At 66.5% G+C, this 18,931-nt stretch carries 22 protein-coding genes; 8 read left to right on the top strand and 14 right to left on the bottom strand.

Going from position 1 to position 18,931, the window contains the following annotated elements; all coding sequences use genetic code 11:
* Nucleotides 1-7 precede the first annotated feature (7 nt).
* From ybeY to ASG20_RS00245, 3 genes are all read left to right on the top strand, one after another.
* Nucleotides 8-529 carry an rRNA maturation RNase YbeY gene (gene ybeY, locus ASG20_RS00255; protein ID WP_056047083.1) on the top strand — a complete coding sequence of 174 codons (522 nt, stop codon included), beginning with the start codon at nt 8-10 and terminating at the stop codon, nt 527-529.
* A gap of 8 nt (nt 530-537) precedes the next feature.
* Nucleotides 538-1,437 (top strand): hemolysin family protein, encoded by a 900-nt coding sequence (locus ASG20_RS00250; RefSeq protein ID WP_056047080.1) that lies wholly within the window; start codon nt 538-540, stop codon nt 1,435-1,437.
* An 81-nt stretch (nt 1,438-1,518) separates the two neighbouring features.
* Entirely contained in the window at nt 1,519-2,847 is a 1,329-nt protein-coding gene (locus tag ASG20_RS00245; protein ID WP_056047075.1) for a PQQ-dependent sugar dehydrogenase, read from the top strand.
* Nucleotides 2,848-3,065: 218 nt separating this feature from the next.
* Here ASG20_RS00245 and ASG20_RS00240 read toward each other — a convergent pair whose 3' ends face one another.
* Both ASG20_RS00240 and ASG20_RS00235 read right to left on the bottom strand, forming a co-directional pair.
* Nucleotides 3,066-3,263, bottom strand: a complete 198-nt coding sequence (locus ASG20_RS00240) for a putative signal transducing protein (RefSeq protein WP_056047072.1) — start codon at nt 3,261-3,263, stop codon at nt 3,066-3,068.
* Nucleotides 3,260-3,820, bottom strand: coding sequence for a pyridoxamine 5'-phosphate oxidase family protein (locus ASG20_RS00235; protein WP_056047066.1), 561 nt, complete (start codon nt 3,818-3,820; stop codon nt 3,260-3,262). The genes ASG20_RS00240 and ASG20_RS00235 overlap by 4 nt, the downstream gene beginning before the upstream one ends.
* 49 nt (nt 3,821-3,869) lie before the next feature.
* On the opposite strand from ASG20_RS00235, the gene ASG20_RS00230 reads away from it, so the two are divergent.
* Both ASG20_RS00230 and ASG20_RS00225 read left to right on the top strand, forming a co-directional pair.
* Nucleotides 3,870-4,115: a type II toxin-antitoxin system CcdA family antitoxin gene (locus ASG20_RS00230; protein WP_056047063.1), complete on the top strand. Its 246-nt coding sequence runs from the start codon at nt 3,870-3,872 to the stop codon at nt 4,113-4,115.
* Nucleotides 4,116-4,412: a CcdB family protein gene (locus ASG20_RS00225; RefSeq protein ID WP_056047058.1), complete on the top strand. Its 297-nt coding sequence runs from the start codon at nt 4,116-4,118 to the stop codon at nt 4,410-4,412.
* Here ASG20_RS00225 and tldD read toward each other — a convergent pair.
* Both tldD and ASG20_RS00215 read right to left on the bottom strand, forming a co-directional pair.
* A complete protein-coding gene (gene tldD / locus ASG20_RS00220) occupies nt 4,409-5,836 on the bottom strand; it encodes a metalloprotease TldD (protein ID WP_056047055.1) in 1,428 nt (475 codons plus the stop codon). The two genes, ASG20_RS00225 and tldD, sit on opposite strands and share 4 nt — an antisense overlap.
* An 18-nt stretch (nt 5,837-5,854) precedes the next feature.
* Nucleotides 5,855-6,088 carry a zinc-finger domain-containing protein gene (locus ASG20_RS00215; RefSeq protein ID WP_056047052.1) on the bottom strand — a complete coding sequence of 78 codons (234 nt, stop codon included), beginning with the start codon at nt 6,086-6,088 and terminating at the stop codon, nt 5,855-5,857.
* A gap of 280 nt (nt 6,089-6,368) precedes the next feature.
* On the opposite strand from ASG20_RS00215, the gene ASG20_RS00210 reads away from it, so the two are divergent.
* The gene (locus ASG20_RS00210; RefSeq protein ID WP_056047048.1) at nt 6,369-7,292 is read left to right on the top strand and encodes an ABC transporter ATP-binding protein; all 924 of its coding nucleotides are present in this window, start codon (nt 6,369-6,371) and stop codon (nt 7,290-7,292) included.
* A 1-nt stretch (nt 7,293) separates the two neighbouring features.
* Here ASG20_RS00210 and ASG20_RS00205 read toward each other — a convergent pair whose 3' ends face one another.
* The 9 genes from ASG20_RS00205 to ASG20_RS00165 all read right to left on the bottom strand — a co-directional run bounded on the left by ASG20_RS00205 (nt 7,294) and on the right by ASG20_RS00165 (nt 15,362).
* Nucleotides 7,294-8,481 (bottom strand): UxaA family hydrolase, encoded by a 1,188-nt coding sequence (locus ASG20_RS00205; RefSeq protein ID WP_056050179.1) that lies wholly within the window; start codon nt 8,479-8,481, stop codon nt 7,294-7,296.
* Between the two features lie 71 nt (nt 8,482-8,552).
* Nucleotides 8,553-8,852 carry a UxaA family hydrolase gene (locus ASG20_RS00200; protein WP_056047045.1) on the bottom strand — a complete coding sequence of 100 codons (300 nt, stop codon included), beginning with the start codon at nt 8,850-8,852 and terminating at the stop codon, nt 8,553-8,555.
* Nucleotides 8,849-9,883 (bottom strand): aldo/keto reductase, encoded by a 1,035-nt coding sequence (locus ASG20_RS00195; RefSeq protein ID WP_056047043.1) that lies wholly within the window; start codon nt 9,881-9,883, stop codon nt 8,849-8,851. Before ASG20_RS00195 ends, ASG20_RS00200 begins: the two co-directional genes overlap by 4 nt.
* A complete protein-coding gene (locus tag ASG20_RS00190) occupies nt 9,880-10,758 on the bottom strand; it encodes an amidohydrolase family protein (RefSeq protein ID WP_056047040.1) in 879 nt (292 codons plus the stop codon). Before ASG20_RS00190 ends, ASG20_RS00195 begins: the two co-directional genes overlap by 4 nt.
* Nucleotide 10,759: 1 nt before the next feature.
* Nucleotides 10,760-11,614 (bottom strand): fumarylacetoacetate hydrolase family protein, encoded by an 855-nt coding sequence (locus ASG20_RS00185; RefSeq protein WP_056047036.1) that lies wholly within the window; start codon nt 11,612-11,614, stop codon nt 10,760-10,762.
* Nucleotides 11,611-12,759, bottom strand: a complete 1,149-nt coding sequence (gene lldD, locus ASG20_RS00180; protein WP_056050177.1) for an FMN-dependent L-lactate dehydrogenase LldD — start codon at nt 12,757-12,759, stop codon at nt 11,611-11,613. The genes ASG20_RS00185 and lldD overlap by 4 nt, the downstream gene beginning before the upstream one ends.
* Nucleotides 12,760-12,766: 7 nt before the next feature.
* Nucleotides 12,767-13,498 (bottom strand): SDR family oxidoreductase, encoded by a 732-nt coding sequence (locus tag ASG20_RS00175; RefSeq protein WP_056047031.1) that lies wholly within the window; start codon nt 13,496-13,498, stop codon nt 12,767-12,769.
* A gap of 13 nt (nt 13,499-13,511) precedes the next feature.
* Nucleotides 13,512-14,813 carry an L-fucose:H+ symporter permease gene (fucP, locus tag ASG20_RS00170; protein ID WP_056050174.1) on the bottom strand — a complete coding sequence of 434 codons (1,302 nt, stop codon included), beginning with the start codon at nt 14,811-14,813 and terminating at the stop codon, nt 13,512-13,514.
* Nucleotides 14,814-15,017: 204 nt separating this feature from the next.
* On the bottom strand, nt 15,018-15,362 hold the full coding sequence (locus ASG20_RS00165) for an L-rhamnose mutarotase (protein ID WP_056047027.1): 345 nt from the start codon (nt 15,360-15,362) through the stop codon (nt 15,018-15,020).
* A 182-nt stretch (nt 15,363-15,544) separates the two neighbouring features.
* Here ASG20_RS00165 and ASG20_RS00160 point away from each other — a divergent pair, with 182 nt between their 5' ends.
* Together ASG20_RS00160 and ASG20_RS00155 are read left to right on the top strand one after the other, a co-directional pair.
* On the top strand, nt 15,545-16,558 hold the full coding sequence (locus ASG20_RS00160) for a zinc-binding alcohol dehydrogenase family protein (protein ID WP_056047024.1): 1,014 nt from the start codon (nt 15,545-15,547) through the stop codon (nt 16,556-16,558).
* A 102-nt stretch (nt 16,559-16,660) separates the two neighbouring features.
* Nucleotides 16,661-17,467, top strand: coding sequence for an IclR family transcriptional regulator (locus ASG20_RS00155; RefSeq protein WP_056047021.1), 807 nt, complete (start codon nt 16,661-16,663; stop codon nt 17,465-17,467).
* Nucleotides 17,468-17,513: 46 nt separating this feature from the next.
* Here ASG20_RS00155 and ASG20_RS00150 read toward each other — a convergent pair whose 3' ends face one another.
* On the bottom strand, nt 17,514-18,905 hold the full coding sequence (locus ASG20_RS00150) for an alpha-L-fucosidase (RefSeq protein ID WP_056047017.1): 1,392 nt from the start codon (nt 18,903-18,905) through the stop codon (nt 17,514-17,516).
* Between the last annotated feature and the right edge of the window lie 26 nt (nt 18,906-18,931).

Below are 18,931 nucleotides of genomic sequence, written 5' to 3'. Positions count from 1 at the left end.
GGCCTGCATGCTCGAAATAGCACTTTCTTCCGACGCCCCCTGGCCGGGCCAGGGCCCTGGGTATGACTGGGAGGCGCTCGCCTTGCGTGCAGCGACAGCGGCGATCGAGCGAACTCCGCATGGCGAACTGCTGACCAGCGCGGCGACGGTCGAGATCTCGATCCGGCTCGCGTCGGACGACGAGGTCCATACGCTCAACAAGCAGTACCGCCAGAAGGACAAGCCGACCAACGTCCTGTCCTTCCCGATGGTCCAGCCGGACTTGCTCGCCACGGTCAGTCAGAATTCAGACGATGGCGAAGTTCTCCTCGGCGACATCATCCTCGCGCACGGCGTCTGCGTCGCGGAAGCGGCCGAGCGCAATATCTCGGTAGAGGATCATGCGATGCATCTGATGGTGCACGGCACGCTGCATCTGCTAGGTTATGACCATATCGACGACGATGAGGCCGAGGGCATGGAGCAGATCGAGCGCGATGCGCTCGCGGCGCTCGGTCTCCACGACCCTTACCTGATAACAGAGGACTGACGACCACGATGGCCGATGGCCCCAATGCCGGTAACGGCGATAGTAGCGACAGTATCTGGCGCGGGCTCAAGGGCCTGATCTTCGGGAATCAGGACGAGTCTCTCCGCGACCAGCTCGAGGACGCGATCGACCGGCACGAGGGCGATCCCGCTCCCGATGCCAAGGGCGATCTCACCCCGCTCGAGCGCCAGATGGTCCGCAACCTGCTCCACTTCAGCGAGCGCGACGCGGGCGACGTCGGCGTGCCGCGCGCGGACATCATCGCGGTCGAGGAGGACACGCCGTTCGCCGATCTCGTCAAGCTGTTCGCCGAAGCGGGCCATAGCCGCCTGCCGGTGTACCGCGACAACCTCGATACGATCATCGGCATGGTCCACATCAAGGACGTCTTCAATATCCTCGCGACCGGTGCCGAGCATCCGACCTCGATCGCCGGGCTGATCCGCGAGCCGCTCTATGCGCCGATGTCGCGCGGTGCGCTCGATCTGCTCGCGGACATGCGGCAGAAGCACGTCCACCTGACGATCGTGCTCGACGAGTATTCGGGCACCGAGGGTCTGGTGACGTTCGAGGACCTGATCGAGGAGATCGTCGGCGAGGTAGAGGACGAGCATGACGAGGCGCCACAGGTGCTGATGACGCCGATCGAAGGCGGGGCGTGGGATGCCGATGCGCGTGCCGAGCTGGAGGACGCGGCCGAACTGATCGATCCACGGCTGGCGGAGGTCGACGGCGATATCGACACGCTGGGCGGGCTGGCGGCGCTTCTGGCGGGGCATGTCCCGCAGATCGGCGAATGCGTCGATCATCCGAGCGGATGGAAGCTGGAGATTATCGACGCCGACGAACGCCGCATCAACCGGTTGCGCCTGCATCCGCCGGTGGTGCCGGTCGAGGACGACGACTGATACAGCCTCTGCAATGGATCGGCGGGCCCCTTTTACCCATGATCCATTGCCCCGGCCCTGCCTCCGTTCTAACTTCCCCTCATGCGCAAACACATCCTCATCGTCCTTGGGCTGATCCTGCTGGTGATCGCCGCGGGCGTCACTTATCTCGCCTGGCCCGACACGGCGGAATTGTCGGTCGACCAGGTCGCCGGCAAGCTGCCCAAGATCACCGATCCCCGCATCCAGACGATCCCGACCGTCAAGGTCGCCAAGGTCGTCGGCTGGCAGAACGGCGCGATGCCGACGCCTGCCGCGGGTCTCAAGGTCCAGCCGTTCGCGACGGGGCTCGACCACCCGCGCTGGATGTACCGCCTCCCCAACGGCGACGTGCTGGTCGCCGAGACGAACTCGCCCCCGCGCGAGGGCGGCGGGATCACCGGCTGGGTGATGAAGATCCTGATGGGTCGCGCCGGCGCCGGCGTACCCTCGGCCAACCGCATCACGCTGCTCCGCGACGCGAACGGCGACGGCGTGGCGGAAACGAAGTCGGTATTCATGACAGGTCTCAACTCGCCGTTCGGCATGACGCTGCTCGACGGCCAGCTCTATATCGGCAACACCGACGCGCTCGTCCGCGTGCCGTACACCGATGGCGCGACCAAGATCACCGCCAAGCCCGAGCTCGTCATCAAGCTCAACCCCGGCGGCAATCACTGGGCGCGCAACGTGATCGCGGCGGCTGACGGCAAAACGCTCTACGTCGGCGTCGGCTCGTCCTCGAACATCGCCGAGAACGGCATGGACGCCGAGAAATACCGCGCCAACATCCTGCAGGTCTGGCCCAAGGACAAGAACTGGCGGATCTACGCCGCCGGCCTGCGCAATCCCAACGGCATGGCGATCAACCCCAAGTCGGGCGGACTGTGGACGGTCGTCAACGAGCGCGACATGCTCGGCTCCGACCTCGCGCCCGATTATTTGACGCAGGTCGAGTTCGGCGATCATTTCGGTTGGCCCTGGTATTATTGGGGCGGCTATCCCGACAGCCGCGTCGAACCGAAGAACCCCGCGCTGCAGCAATACGCCAAGCGTCCCGACTACGCACTCGGACCGCACGTCGCAGCCCTCGGCCTGACCTTCTCCGCGGACGCGAAGCTCGGCGCGAAGTTCGCCAACGGCGCGTTCGTCGGCGAGCACGGCTCGTGGAACCGCAAGCCGGTGTCGGGCTACAAGGTCGTCTACGTGCCCTTCGGCGACACCGGCTTCCCGGCGGCCAACGCGAAGCCGGTCGATGTGCTCGGCGGGTTCCTGAACAAGGACGGCGACGCGCAGGGCCGCCCGGTCGGCGTCATCACCGACAAGACCGGTGGCCTGCTGGTCGCGGACGACGTCGGCAACGCGATCTGGCGGGTAAGCGCGGGGGGCTGATCTCGGCGGAGGGCGGACCACGACTCTGCCCTCCAATATTCTTGTAATACGGCTCGCACGATCACCAACTGCTGGTCATCCCCGCGAAGGCGGGGATCCAGAAACTCAAGGGTTGTCGATCAACTCGCCAGCTTTGCCAGTATGGATTCCCGCCTGCGCGGGAATGACGATTGTGGGGTTTAGGCAGGCGGCTTTCTATCAGCACCTAACGCACCCGCTCACCCCGCCAAAATTCCCCTAGCCTCGTCCAGATCATCCTCGTCGACCATCACGCGAACCGGGATCAGCAACCAGCTCCCCTCCATGATCGACATCCCGCCATCGAACGCGATCGCGAGGATGCCTTCGCTCTCGAGCCGCCCGACGATGATATGCGCCTCGTTGCGACCATACCGCCCGAGTTCGACCAGGCTCACGCGCCAACTCGGTCCGGCAGGACGGTGCCGAGCCGAACCGGCAAGCCGTCGATGCTCGCGACCGGCCCCGCCAATTCCTCGATCCGCTCGGCGTCGGACTGCCTGGCGTGATATTTCGACAAGGTCTGCCGTTCACGGTCAAGCGTCATGAACGGCACGCCCCACCCGCAACTCGTCTGCACCTCGTCGACCGCGATCACGAAGATCTGCCGCGTCCCCGGCAACGGCGTGAACTGCGCGTAGAGGTCAGCCCAGCCGTCGTCCTGCGGCAGCACCGCACGCCCCTTGCCATAGATGCGGAAGATCAGCGCAGGCTGGTCGAACGCGCAGAACATGATCGTGATGCGACCATCGGCGCCCAGATGCGCGTTCGTCTCGTTCCCCGACCCACCGACGTCGAGATACGCGACCGTCTTCGGCTCGAGTACGCGAAAACTGTCCATGCCCTTGGGACTGAGATTGATCCGCGCGCCTTCCGCGGCTGTCGCAACGAAGAATACCGGTTGCCGCATCACGAACGCGCGATGATCGTCGGTGAGCGCGGGGAAGAAGTCCATCGTTCGGCTCCGAATTGACGCGCGTCGTCAACGCGCATACTTTGTGCGCATGAAACATGATCCTATCGCTACCGGCAAGCGCAAATCGGTAAATATGTCCGTTGATACCGGCATTGTCGCCGCTGCCAAGGAAGCGGGCGTCAACCTGTCGCGCGTCACGGAAGCCGCACTCCGCGGCGCAATCAAGACCGAGCGCGAACGGCGGTGGAAGGAGGAGAATCGACAGTGGATCGAAGCACAGAATCGATGGATCGACGAGAACGGAATTCCGCTTTCCGGCCTCGAGCCGCTCTGAATGGCGCAATTCGACGTCCATTCGATCGACGGTCACGGGCTTGTCGTGAATTGCCAGAGCGATCTTCTGAGCGACCTGCGCTCGCGAATCGTTGCCCCATTACGCCAGCCTGACGAACCGTCGGTTTCGCAGTCGAGGCTCAATCCACTCGTGACGGTGCATCAGACGGAATATCGCGTCGCCGTCCAGTTTCTACGCGCCGTCGACAGCCGGCAACTCGGTGAAAAGATCGGTTCGCTTGTCGACTACGAATATGATCTGAAGGCTGCAATCGACATGGTCGTTGGCGGACTTTAAGCCGCCGTCCCACCGACCGTAAGCCCATCGACCAGCAACGTAGGCTGCCCGACGCCAGCCGGCACCGACTGCCCGCCCTTGCCACAAATACCAATGCCCTCGTCGAGCGCGAAGTCGTTGCCGATCCCACGCACCTTGGTCAGCGAACTCGGGCCGTCGCCGATCAGCGTCGCGCCCTTGATCGGCGCACCGAGCTTGCCGTCCTCGATCAGATACGCCTCGGTGCAGCTGAACACGAACTTGCCCGACACGATGTCGACCTGCCCGCCGCCGAACGCCTTGGCGAAGATGCCCTTCTTTACCCGGCTCAGAAGCTCGGCAGGATCGTCGTTGCCGGCCTTCATGAAGGTGTTGGTCATCCGCGGCATTGGGGCATGCGCATAGCTCTCGCGGCGGCCGTTGCCGGTCGCCTCGACGCCCATCAGCCGTGCGTTGAGGCGGTCCTGCATATAGCCCTTCAGAATGCCGTCCTCGATCAGCACGGTCTCGCGCGTCGGCGTGCCCTCGTCGTCGATCGTCAGCGAGCCGCGGCGGTCCTGGAGCGAGCCGTCATCGACCACAGTCACGCCCTCGGCTGCGACGCGCTCGCCGATCCGCCCCGAGAACGCCGACGTGCCCTTGCGGTTGAAATCGCCTTCGAGACCGTGACCGATCGCCTCGTGCAGCAGGATGCCGGGCCAGCCATTGCCGAGCAACACCGTCATCTCGCCCGCAGGAGCGGCGATGGAGTCGAGGTTGACCAGCGCCTGCGACAACGCCTCGTCGATCGCGCGGTTGTACGTCGCGGGCTCGAACAGATCGTTGTAGAGATAGCGGCCGCCGATCCCGTAGCTGCCCGTCTCGCGACGCCCGTTCTGCTCGGCGACGATCGAGACGTTGAGGCGCACCAGCGGGCGGACATCGGTCGCGACGAAACCGTCGGCGCGAACGATCTCGACCACCGACCACGTCCCGGAAAGGCTGACCGACACCTGCGCGACGCGAGGATCGCGGGCGCGCGCGGCGGCATCGATCGTCTGACAAAGGTTCACCTTGTCCGCGAAAGGCACGAGGTCGAGGGGATCGGCAGCGGTGTAGCGGCGCTGGTTGGTGCCCTGCGGCGGGCCGGCCTTCGCAGCGACGCCTGGTTCGATCAGCGCCATCGTCTCGGCGGCGCGACGGATCGCGGCGGGGGTCATCTCGTTCGAATGCGCGAACGCGGTCATCTCGCCCGAGACGGCGCGCAGGCCGAAGCCCGAGCTCGTATCGTAGGACGCGGTCTTCAGCCGGCCGTCGTCGAACCCGAACGCCTCGGCCTTGCGGTACTGGAGATACAGCTCGCCGTCATCGGCCTTACCGAGCGCCTTGGCGGTCAGCGTCTGCGCCTGTTCGGGGTCCAGGGTATCGCGGTAGAGGAACGAACGGGGGTCTGCTGCTATCGTCATCCGATAGATATAAGCGGCTTAGCGCCCTGCGCCATCCCCGTGATCGCGCAAAGTCGACTGGTCCGCGCCATCGGCGGCGCCGCCGACCAGGATAAAGCGACGGTCGCAATAGCCGCAATCGACGTAGCCGGTCTCGTCGATCTGCAACCAGACGCGCGGATGGCCAAGCGCTGCGCCGCCGGGAATGTCGGTGGCCCCGTCGCAGGCGACGCGGTTGTGGGTGACACGGGTGGTTTCAAGCGGCGGATGCATGAGGTGGCGATAGCAAGCGCGCGCCGGCCGGGCAATTGGTTCTTCCACCCGCGTCCGTTGCCCCTGCGACAGAAGATGCTTCACGCGAAGGCGCAAAGGCGCGAAGATGTTGCGCTTGTCGCACGGCGACTTTTCAATCGCGTATGGCGGCGCAGTTCGTTTTGTCTGGCGACCGATCGTCTGCGCGCCGGATCCTTCGCGCCTTTGCGCCTTCGCGTGAACGCATCTTCTTGCAGCATCAGGGGATGACCCGCCTTGCGGCCCCCGCTATGGCGCAGCCATGACCGAAGCTGCGATCGCAATCTCGAATCTTTGCAAAACCTACGCTGGTGGCAAGCGTGCCTTGGACGGGGTGACGTTCGACGTGCCGCGTGGCCAGATCTTCGGGCTGCTCGGCCCCAACGGCGCAGGCAAGTCCACGCTGATCAACATCCTCGCAGGGCTGGTCAACAAGACCGATGGCAACGCGGCGATCTGGGGGTTCGACATCGACGAGCATCCCCGCAACGCCAAGGCGTCGATCGGGATCGTCAACCAGGAGATCCTGTTCGACCCGTTCTTCTCGCCGTTCGAGACGCTGGAAATCCAGGCTGGGCTTTACGGCGTCCCCAAGGCGAAGCGCCGCACGATGGAGTTGCTGCGCGCGGTGCATCTGGAGGACAAGGCGCACGCTTACGCCCGCACGCTGTCGGGCGGGATGAAGCGGCGGTTGATGGTGGCGAAAGCGATGGTCCACTCGCCGCCCGTCCTCGTCCTCGACGAGCCGACCGCAGGCGTCGACATCGAACTGCGCCAGCAGCTCTGGACCTATGTCCGCAGCCTCAACCAAGCCGGCGTGACCGTGGTCCTCACCACGCATTATCTCGAGGAAGCCGAGGAACTCTGCGACCGGATCGCGATCATCAACAACGGCCGCTTGATCGCCAACGAACCGACGCGCGAACTGGTCGGCAAGGCGCAGGAGAAGATCGTCGCGGTCACGGTCGACCGCGACGTCACCGATATCCCCGCCAACGCCTGCTTCCAGAAGATCGCGCTCAAGGGCACGCGCACCCTCGAAATCACCTACAAGAAGGACCGCGTGAACGCCGGCGAAGTCCTCGCCGCGATCCAAGGCAGCGGCTTCGGCATCGTCGACGTCTCGACCAAGGAGCCCGATCTCGAGGACGTCTTCCTCAGCCTGACGCGCGCCGCCAACGCCTGACTCAGTGGCAGACCGCGGGGCGTGCGGGTCCCGACGCCTTGTACGTCAGGATGAATTCGGAATGGCCCAGCTCTTCGGACTTGGTCTGCGCGCCGTTCGCGATGCCGATGATCAGGTCGACGATCTCGGCCCCGACCTCGTCCAGCGTACCGCGCCCCTCGAGGATGCGGCCGGCGTCGACGTCCATGTCGTCGGCCATCCGACGATAGGTGTCGGGATTGGCGCAGATCTTCACCACCGGCGAGATCGCCGAGCCGACCACCGAGCCGCGGCCTGTGACGAACAGGTTGATATGCGCGCCGCTCGCCATCAGTTCGCCGATCTCGGCATTGTCGACGATGTTGGGGAAGCCGAACTTGGGATCGCCGGGCGGCACGACGTCGAGCAGATAGAGGCCCGGCCCCGGCACCAGTTCGGCGGGGTCGATCACGCCATCGATCGCGCGGCTGCCCGACTTGGCATAGGCGCCGGCGGATTTCTCCTCCTGGCTCGACAGGCCGCCCTCGGCGTTGCCGGGCGCAAAGCTGCCATAGCCCATCGCGCGGTAATAGATCTCGGCCTTGTGGACCGAGGCGAGCAACGCGTCCGCCACTTCGGGCGTCGCGGCGCGGCTGGCCATATGGCCTTCGCAGCCGATCATCTCGCCGGTTTCCTCGAAGATGCAGGCAGCCCCCGCGTCGATCAGCGTATCGAAGGCGCGGCCGACCGCCGGGTTGCCGGTGATCCCGCTGGTCCCGTCGGACCCGCCGCAGATCGTGCCGATCACCAGTTCCGACATCGCCATCGGCACGCGGCGCGCGCGCGCGTCGGCTTCGGCACGGACGCGCTCGACCGCCGCCATGCCCGCCGCGATCGCGGGGCCGGTGCCGCCGACCTGCTGGATCACCACGGTCTCAACCGGACGACCCTGCTCGCGCGCGTTTGCGCCGAGCAGTTCGCGGTTGAAGCTCTCGCAGCCTAGCGACAGCAGCACGACTCCGCCGACATTGGGGTGCGTGGTCAGCGCCTTCATCATCGCCAGCGCGTAGTCGTTGGGATAGCAGCCGGGAAAGCCGATCAGCTGGACGCGCGGATCATCGATCTTGTCGACGATCCGTCGCGCGACGTGGTGCGCGCATTCGACGAGATAGACGACGACGATGGCATCGCGGATGCCCTTGCGGCCATCGGCACGCAGCCAGCCGGTCATCGTCGCGTCGTTCTGGGCCACATAGTCCTGAGCCCCAGTGGTCTGGACCCCAAAGGTCTGCACCGCGTCGTTCATGAATGATCTCCTGCCGCGTCACGCAGGTGCGCGGGGATATAGTCGCTTTGCATGTTGTGCATGTGCACCCAGCCGCCCGCGGGCACGTCCGCCGTCGCCGACCCGATCGGCATGCCATATTTGACGATCTTGTCGCGCGTTTTCAAGGACGAGACTGCGATCTTATGACCGAGATCGACCTTTTCGGTGATCGCCAGCGTGGTGCCCTCGACCATGATCGTCTCGCCGGGGACCAGGTTGCGGCAGGCTACCGCGACATTGTCGCTGGGCGACAGGCGGATCGCGGCGGCGCTCATGCCGCCGCTCCCGGCACCGGCGCATCGCCGCGGAGCAGCCCTTCGGCGCGCAACTCTTCCCAGAACGCCGGCGGGATCGCCGCGTGATACAGGTCGACCGTCTGCGCCGCGCGCGCCGCGCTGCCGATGCCCGGAATGACGCTGGCGACGAGCGGATGCGCGAGCACGAACGCGAGCGCTGCGGCGGGCAGAGCGACGGCGTGGCGGTCGGCGATCGCCTCGATTCCGCGGACGCGTGCCAGCACGTGGCCTGGCGCAGGGCCGTAATCATAGTGGATCGTGCCGCCGCGCCGCGTGCCGGTCGCGAGGATGCCGCTGTTGTATGGACCACCGATCACGATCGACGTCCCCGCCGCCTCGCACGCCGGGAACAGCGCATCGAGCGCGTCCTGTTCGAGCAATGTATAGCGCCCGGCGAGCAGGATCGCGTCGAGCCGTGCCTCGGCCATGACGTCGAGGCAGACCTGGATCTCGTTGACGCCGATGCCGAAGCCCGTGATCGTGCCTTCGTCGCGCAGCCGCTCGAGCGCCTTGAGGCCGCCACCGGCAGTCAGCTGCTGCCAGTAGCCGTCCGCGGCGTCGCCGTGCGTGTAGCGACCGATGTCGTGGACATAGAGCAGGTCGATCTTTGCCACGCCCAGCCGCTGCAGGCTGTGCTCGTGGCTGCGCAGGATGCCGTCATGCGTGTAGTCGTAGCGCATCCGGAACGGCATCGGCGAGCGGAAGCCGTCGCGTTCGTGATCATCGGTTATCGAGGCATCGGGGTCCATCAACCGGCCGACCTTAGTCGAGACGACGGTATCCGGCTGCAACCGCAGCGCATCGCCGACGCGCCGTTCGGACAGGCCGCGGCCGTAATGCGGCGCGGTGTCGACATAGCGCAGCCCCGCGGCGAGCGCGGCATCGACCGCGGCGCGCGCATCGGCGTCGGCGACCGGCGCGTAGAGATTGCCGAGCGAGGCGGCACCGAAGCCGAGTTCGGGCACCGACAGCGCGGTGCGGCCGATCGGCCGGTGGGGAATATGCGTCAAAGGTCCAGGTCCAGTCGATAGATGCGGTTGGCGTTGCGGCCCCACAGGTCGGCGCGCTCGTCGTCGCTGCGATCGGCGAGCAGGGCCTCATAGGCGCCGAGCGTCTCGTCCAGCGTCGCGAACAGGCGATCGGTGGGGAAATTGGTGGCGACCATCACGCGGCGAGTGCCGAACAGGTCGATCACCTCGGCGACGATGTCGGTAAAGGCGGCGGGGTCGAACGGCGCGTGGATGAAGCCGGCGCCCGACAGCTTGATCGACACCTGCGGCATCGCCGCCAGCGCGGTGATCCCGGCGCGCCATTGCTCGAGCCCGTCGCCGGGGATCGGCAGGCCGAGATGATTGACGATGACGGGAACGCTCGGGTGGAGCGCGGCGATATCGACCAGCCCGGCAAGTTGCGCGGGGAAGCCGTGGAAATCATAGCTGAGCGCTTGATCGGCGAGCAGGCCAAAGCCGCGTCGCCATGCCGGATCGATCGTCAGGTCGCGCGGATAGGCTTGCCGCACGGCATCGGGGTGCCAATTGACGAGGTGGCGGATGCCGCGGACGCGCGGTCGCGCAGCTTGCCGGGCCAGCAGCGTCTCGACGTCGGGATCGTCGAGTTCGACGCGCGCGATGATCGCGTCGGGCAGGCCATGCGTGTCGGCGACCGCGTTGAGCCAGTCGGTCTCGCGCTCGCCGTCGTCGCGGTGCGCACCGGCGTCGATGTGGACCGCGCCGACAAGATTCCACGCCGCCGCCGCCGCACGGTGGTGCGCGACCGTATAGGTGGCGGCGATCGGCGCGGTGTCGGGCTCGTCGAGCCAGGGATAGCGCAGGCCATCCCTGTCCCAAAGGTGCAGATGCGCATCGACGAACGGCGGTCGGGCCATCCTAGCGGCGCGGCTGCCAGGCGACGAAATCCTGGCGCTGCTCGCCGAGTTTCTCGATGCCGAGCGTGACGACGTCACCCGCCTTCAGATACCAGGGCTCGGGCTTCTGGCCCATGCCGACGCCCGGCGGCGTGCCGGTGGTGATGATGTCGCCGGGCTCCAGCGTCATGAACTGCGAGCAATAAGCGACGATCTCGGCGACCGAGAAGATCATCGTCTTCGTGCTGCCGTCCTGCATCCGCTTGCCATTGACGTCGAGCCACATCGACAGGTTCTGCGGATCGCCCACCTCGTCGGCGGTGACGAGCCAGGGGCCGACCGGGCCGAACGTCGGGAAGCCCTTGCCCTTGTCCCAGGTCGCGCCGCGTTCGATCTGCCAGTGCCGCTCGGAGACGTCGTTAACCACGAGGTAGCCCGCGACATGCGCGAGTGCGTCGGCGGTCTCGACATACTCGGCGCGGGTGCCGATGACGATGCCGAGTTCGACTTCCCAGTCGGTCTTCTTCGAATCGCGCGGGATGACGACGGGATCGTTCGCGCCCTGGAGACAGCTGACCCATTTATTGAAGACGACCGGCTCCGCCGGGATCGGCAGGTTCGATTCGGCGGCGTGATCGGCGTAGTTCAGCCCGATCGCGATGAATTTGCGCGTGCCCGATACCGGCACGCCGTAGCGCTGCTCGCCCTCGACCAGCGGCAGCGTGGCGGGGTCGATCGCGGCGAGCTTCGCCAGCGCTTCAGGCGAAAGCGTATCAGCGGCGATGTCGGTGTGGCCGGTCAGCGCGCGCAAGCGGCCATCGGCATCGATCAGGCCCGGCTGTTCGTTTCCGGGCGTGCCATAGCGACAGAGTTTCATAGATTATCCTTTGCAGAAACCAGAATGGAGCGATCGATCTTGGCGATCGTGTTGACGCCGGTGAGCGTCATCGCGACGCGCATTTCCTTTTCGATCAGGTCGAGCAGTTGGGTCACGCCCGCCTCGCCGCGCGCGGCCAGCGCATAGAGCCACGCGCGGCCGAGCAGGACGCCGTGTGCGCCCAGCGCGAGCATCCGCACGACGTCGAGACCCGAGCGCACGCCCGAATCCGCCAGCACGGTCAGCCGATCGCCGACCGCATCGGCGATCGCCGGCAGCGCGCGCGCCGTCGACAGCACGCCGTCGAGCTGCCGGCCACCGTGGTTCGAGACGACGATCCCGTCCGCACCGACCTCGGCGGCGGCGCGCGCGTCGTCGGGGTCGAGAATACCCTTGATGATCAGCGGGCCATCCCACGCGGCGCGGATCCAGTCGAGATCGCGCCACTGGATCGACGGATCGAAATTGTCGCCGAGCCAGCCCATGTAGTCGTTCATGCCGCTGGCTTTGCCGAGCACCGGCTCCAGATTGCCGAGCCGGTGCGGCCGCCCGCGCAGACCGACATCCCACGCCCAGCCCGGTCGGCCGATCGCCTGCAGCATCCGGCGCAGCGGCGCACGTGGCCCGGACATCCCCGAATGCGCGTCGCGGTAGCGGGCACCCGGTACCGGCATGTCGACCGTGAACACCAGCGCCTCCGCGCCTGACGCCTTGGCGTTCGCGATCAGCGCGCGCATGAAACCGCGGTCGCGCAGGACGTAGAGCTGGAACCACAACGGTCCGTCGCTGGCGCGGCGGACCTCGTCGATCCCGCACAGCCCGACCGTCGACAGCGTGAACGGCAGGCCGCGCGCGTTGGCGGCGCGCGCCGCCTGCGTCTCGCCGCGGCGGCGATACATGCCGCCGATCCCGATCGGTGCGAGCGCCACCGGCAGCGGCATCTGCCGGCCGAACAAGGTGGTCGACAGATCGATCGTCGCGACGTCCTGCAACACCCGCTGGCGCAGCGCGATGTCGCCGAGATCCGCGGTGTTACGCCGCAGCGTCTGCTCGGCATACGCGCCGCCGTCCGCATAATCGAACAGGAAGCGCGGCAGCCGTGCCTTCGCCGCACGCTGAAAATCGAGGGTCGAGGCGATCGTCACCATCGCATCAGGCCATGCACCAGCCGCCGTCGATCACGTGCAACTGCCCGGTGGTGTAGGCGCTCTCGTTCGAGGCGAGATACAGCGCGAGCGCCGCGACCTCGTCGGCCTTGCCGAGCCGGCCCATCGGCTGACGTGCGATGAAGGCGGCGCGGGCCGCGGCTTCGTCGCCCGTCGCGGCGAGCCGCTCGTCGAGCGATGGCGACTGGACCGTCCCCGGGCAGATCGCGTTGCAGCGGATACCCTTGCCGACATAATCGAGCGCGACCGAGCGGGTGATCCCGGCGACCGCGGCCTTCGACGCGCAATAGGCGTAGCGATTGCCGACGCCGATCACCGCGCCGGCGACCGACGACATGTTGACGATCGAGCCGCCGCCGCGCGCGATCATCGCCGGCAGCAGCGCGGTCAGCATGTGCGTGATCGCGTGAACGTTGAGGTCGAACGACAGGTCGTAGCCCGCATCCGCAGTCTCGAGCAGCACGCCCGCATCGACATAGCCTGCGCAGTTGAACAGCACGTCGACCCCGCCGGCAGTTTCAGCGAACGCCCTGATCGCGGCGCGATCGGTCAGGTCGATGACATGCGTGGTGCATCCGGCGAGATCCGCCAATGCCGCCGCATTGCGATCGAGCGCGAGCACCTCGGCGCCCTCTGCGGCGAACAGTTCGGCCGCGGCGCGCCCGATACCCTGGCCGGCGCCGGTCACGATCGCGCGCTTGCCCTTCAGTCTATCCACGTCGTCTTTCCTTTCAGATCGATGCCCGCGCGCTCGCGCCGCGGGCGTACAGTGCAAAGGCGAATACGCCTGCGAAACACGCAGCCGGCACCAGCATCGCATGCGTGATTCCGGCGCGATCCGAGACCCAGCCCATCAGCGCGGTCAGCGCCGCGCCGCCGATGATCGCCATGATGATCAAGGACGAACCAGCCTTGCGCAGCGGTCCCAGACCCTCGACGCCGAGCGCGAAGATCGTCGGGAACTGGATCGACATGAACAGGCTGGCCGCCACCATCGCATACAGGCCGATCGTGCCGCCGACCGTCCCCGCGAACACCGCCAGCAGCAGCGAGATCGCCGAGAAGATCGCCAGCAACACGACCGGCGCAAGCCGCGCCATCAGTGCAGTGCCGACGAACCGCCCTGCCGCGAACAGCACCAGCGACACGAACAGCGCATCGGCCCCGGCACGCTCGCCCATCCCTGCGTTGGCCTGCGCATAGCGGATCGTATAGCTCCAGAGCCCGACCTGCGCGCCGACATAGAAGAACTGCGCGACGACCGCGGCGATCAGCTGCGGGCGGCGGAACACGTCGGTGAAGCGACCCGTGGGGCCCGCGTCATGCTCGACGCTGCCGCGCGGGAACGGCACCAGCGCGGCGGCGACCGCGAACAGCAGCACGACGCCGGCGATCGCGACATAAGGCATCACTACCGCCTGCACTTCGGCGCGGTAGAACGCGTCGCGCGCCGCGTCGCTCATCGCCGCCAGGCTGCGCTCGTTATGCTCGATCCCCGACAGGATGAAATTGCGCCCGACCAGAATCCCGGTGATCGCGCCGAGCGGGTTGGCCGCCTGCGCCCAGTTGAGCCGCCGCGTCGCGGTGCGCGGATCGCCCAGTTCGGTCATCAGCGGGTTGGCCGAGGTTTCGAGAAACGCGAGGCCGCAGGCGATCACGAACAAGGCGAGCAGGAACAGCTGGTACATGCCGGCGACAGCGGCGGGATAGAACAGCAACGCGCCGCACCCGTACAGCGTCAGCCCGGTGACGATCGCGGTCTTGTAACCGAAGCGTCGCATCACCGACGACGCCGGGATAGCGACGACGAAATAGCCGAAATAGAAGACCTGCTGGACGAAGCTGGTGCCGAAGTCCGACAGCGCGAACGCCTTGCGAAACTGCGCGATCAGGATGTCGTTCAGGTTGTTCGCCATCCCCCACAGGAAGAACAGCGCAACGGTGATGACCAGCGCCGCGACATAGCGCCCGCCGTCCGCGCCGCCCGTCGAACGCGGGGCATCGTGAGGATCGGCCGGGTGAGAATCGATCATCGGCGGCAAGGCCATCCTGTCTCTCCAGTCTCGATCGTTGCGACGCCGCGAAGGCCATCGATAAACGTGTGGCAGCGAACGACCGCCTCCACACATGCGAGATCATATTTTCACGAGCGAGAGCTAACCGAGCGCTTCGCGTTTGGCAACCTCTTCCCCGGAGGGCATGCCCACAGGATGCACGGGTCTCGTCGACGGCACCCGCTAGCCGGCTTGTTCGCCGAGCGAATATATGCGGCGCATCGGCACCCATTTTTCTCCATCACCCGCGCACGACAGCGGGCGTTGGAAGCGATCCATAGCCGCCTCCCAGCGCGCATCGACTGCCTTTCCCTCGGCGTCGAGGTCGCGTGGCCAGTCGTCGGCGACCTGCGCGATCATCACCAGGCGATCGGCGACACGCCAGATTTCCATGTCGGTGAAACCCTTGTCGCGGATACCCCGCGTCACCTCGGGCCAGACCGCGCCCGGCGCATGCGCCCGCTCATAGTCGGCGATCAGATCCGCATCATCGACGAGATCGAGCGCAAAGCACACGCGACGAGACATTTTTCTCTCCTCAATTCCGGCGACGACTATAACCGGAAACTCGAATTTCGATTGCACATATGATAGGCGGGTCTCATTCTGCGTCAATCAGCCGGTCGTTGTGGAGCAGGCGCCCTGCCCTCGGCGCGCGACCAGCGACGCAGAACGACCCAGCGACGCAGAACGACATAGTGGAGGAAGCAATGAAGGCATTGGTCTGCACGGCGCCCAACGCGGCGCGGATAGAAGACCGGCCGACGCCCCATCGCGGCGAGGGAGAGGTCCTGCTGCGGATGCGGCGGGTCGGAATCTGCGGCACCGACTATCATATCTTCGACGGCAGCCAGCCGTTCTTCACCTATCCGCGCCTCATAGGCCACGAACTTGCCGGCGAGGTGATCGAGGCGCCTGCGGACAGCGGGCTGACACACGGCCAGATCGTGACGGTCAATCCGTACATCGCGTGCGGCACCTGCGTCGCGTGCCGGCGGGGGCGACCCAATTGCTGCGCACAGATCAGCGTGCTCGGCGTGCACGCCGATGGCGGCATGACCGAGTTTCTCGCGGTGCCGGTCGGTTCGATCGTGACGACCGACGGCCTCACCGTCGATCAGGCGGCGATGGTCGAATTTCTCGCGATCGGCGCGCACGCGGTCCGCCGCGCCGCGATCGAACCGGGCACTCGGGTGCTGGTCACCGGGGCGGGACCGATCGGCATAGGCTGCGCGCTGTTCGCGCGGATCGCCGGCGCCGGCTCCGTCACGCTGCTGGATCGCAGCGCAAAGCGTCTCGCGACCGCAGCGGAGCGGTTCGGTTTCGATGACGGCGTCGTCGCCGGCCCGGATGCGACCGCCGCGCTGGCGGATCGAACGGATGGCGAGATGTTCGACTATGTGTTCGACGCGACGGGCAGCAGCCAGGCGATGAAGGCGGGGCTGTTCAACGTCGCCAACGCCGGCACCTATGTGCTGGTGGGCCTGTGCCTCGACGATCTGGTCTTCCCCGACCCCGAATTCCACAAGCGCGAGACGACCCTGCTCGCCAGCCGCAACGCGCTCGCGGCGGATTTCGACCATGTCATCGCGTCGATCCGCAACGGCTCGGTCCCGGCCGACCGGTTCCTGACAGACCGCGTCGATCTCGACGATGCCCCGCACGCGATTCCGGCGCTGATCGCCCGGCAGGAAGACGTGCTGAAGGCGATCGTCACCATCTGAGTCGATTGGACTGAGAGCCTAAGCCGGCGCCCTGCCCGCGCGCCTTCCTTGGCGGGGCGGTTGCGGTTAGACATCAACGCCAGAACGGGGGACGAGGAAACGATGGCGAAGCAGGAGGGGGACGCGGCGCAGCGCAAGGGCAACTACAATGCGCCCGCGCTCGACAAGGCGTTCCTGATCATCGAACTTCTCGCCAATAACCCGCAGGGGCTGCTGGCGAGCGAGATGGCGACTGCGTTGCAACGCTCGCTCGGCGAGCTGTTCCGCATCGTCGTGGTCATGGAAGAGGCAGGCTATCTGCAGAAATCCAAGGTCACCGATCGCTATACCGTGACCTACAAGTTCCTCGACGTGGCCTATCGCGCCACCCCCGCGCGCAAGCTGGTCGTCACCGCGCAGCCCGAGATGCAGATGCTCGCCGCGGCGATCGGCCAGTCCTGTCATCTCGTCGTGGTGCAGCGCGCCGAAGGGCTCGTCATCGCCCGCGAGGAAAATCCCGGCGTGCGTGGCTTCGCGCTGCGCGTCGGCGCGTCGATCGATCTGGTGCGCAGCTGCTCGGGCAGCGTCATCCTCGCCTTCACGCCCGAGGACGCGGCGGAACGACTGCTGGCGCGCGCCTCCGCGTTGCGCAAGGAGCCGGTCGGGCACGCCGCGCTCGCCAAGACGCTCCGGCAGGTTCGCGCGCAGGGCCACGGTCTGCGCGAAAGCCCGGTGACGCGCGGCGTGACCGATATCAGCTGCCCGATCTTCGGCTTCGACGGCGAACTGCTCGCGGCGTTGACGGTGCCGTTCCTCGAGTTGCTCGACGGCTCGCAACTCGTCTCGATCGAAGACGCGTGTGCCGAACTCAAGCAGACCGGCCAGCGCATCTCGATCGCGTTGGGCTGGCAGCCGCCGCGCGACGCCTGAGGCGACGCGCCCGCGGTTGCAAAACCGGGTCGGCGCCAATCAAACGTTAGCGCAATTCCAGCGCGACGATCTGGTCCCATGCCTTGCCCAGCGGCGGCAGACCCGACAGTTCGATCCTGCCCTTGCCTGCCATGACCTTTACCGGTGCACCGCCGTCGAAAAGCCGTGCGGATGCGACCGTGCCCCGCATCGGCGCATCGATCGGCAGCGTGACCCGCCCGTCGTGCGCGCGCATCAGATGGACGTACACCGTCTTGCCCCGCTGCGTGGCGACGCCCCAGTCCCCCGGCGCGATCGGCCCGCCGCGCGTGCCGTAGATGGCCGTGCCATGCGCGGTCATCCATTCGCCGATCGTGCGGAAGGTCGCCAGGTTTTCAGGCTGGATCTCGCCGTTCGGCATCGGCCCGGTGTTGAGCAGGAAATTGGCGTTGCGCCCCGCCGCCCCGACGAGCGTGCGCACCAGCGTTTCGGGCGACTTGTACTTGTCGTCGACGAGGTTGAATCCCCAACTGCCGTTCATCGTCTCCGACATCTCGAGCGGCAGTGAGCCGATCGCCGACGGGTCGCTGTAGCCCATCGTGTTCTGCCCGGGCAGGTCGCGCTCGAAGGTCTGGTAATCCTCGCCCAGGAAGGGCGCGCGATGGTGGTTGTTGACGATCAGCGCGGCGGGTTGCAGCGCGTGGATCAGGCGATAGGTCCGATCGAGCCGCCAGCGATCGCGCAGCGGCGTCTTCTCCTGGTCCCACCAGCCATCGAACCAGATGCCGCCGATTGGGCCGTATTGCGTCAGCAGCTCGCGGAGCTGCGCATCCTGATAGTCGAGATATTTCTCCCAATCGCCCGATTCCGGTCGGCCGGTGGTGTGCCCGGTCTGGCCACGCGGAAAATAGTCGGGATTGTGCCAGTCGAGCTGCGAGTAATAGAAGAACAGCTTCACGCCCTGCCGTCGGCATGCGGCCGCCAGTTCGGCGATCGGATCCCGCGCGAACGGCGTCGCCTTGACCACGTTGTACGGCGAGACCGTGCTGTCGAACATCGCGAAGCCGTCGTGATGCTTGCTGGTGACGACGATGTAGCGCGCGCCCGCGGCCTTGAACGATCCGACCCAGACATCCGCATCGAACTTCGCCGGATTGAAGAACTTGGCCAGCCGCGCGTATTTGTCGGCCGGAATCTTGTTCTCCTGCATGATCCACTCGGCCAGCCCCGGCAAACCGCCGCCACCGAGCTCGCTGTACAGCCCCCAGTGCAGGAACACGCCGAACTTCGCATCCTGGAACCACCGGCGCGCCTCGAGATTGGCGACGGTCGGCGTATACGCTGGGGCCGCCGCAGCGCTCGCGATGGCTTCAGGCGCGGACGGCGGGGTGGCGGCCGATTGCGCGAAAACGCTACCGGACAGGCCGATCGCAGACAGCATCACAAGTGTGCGCCGCATGGACTTTTTCGAGCTGCTCACCGCGG

It is taken from the genome of Sphingomonas sp. Leaf198 (assembly GCF_001424005.1).
Taxonomy (GTDB): domain Bacteria; phylum Pseudomonadota; class Alphaproteobacteria; order Sphingomonadales; family Sphingomonadaceae; genus Sphingomonas.
This window is presented reverse-complemented; position numbering and strand designations above follow the sequence as displayed.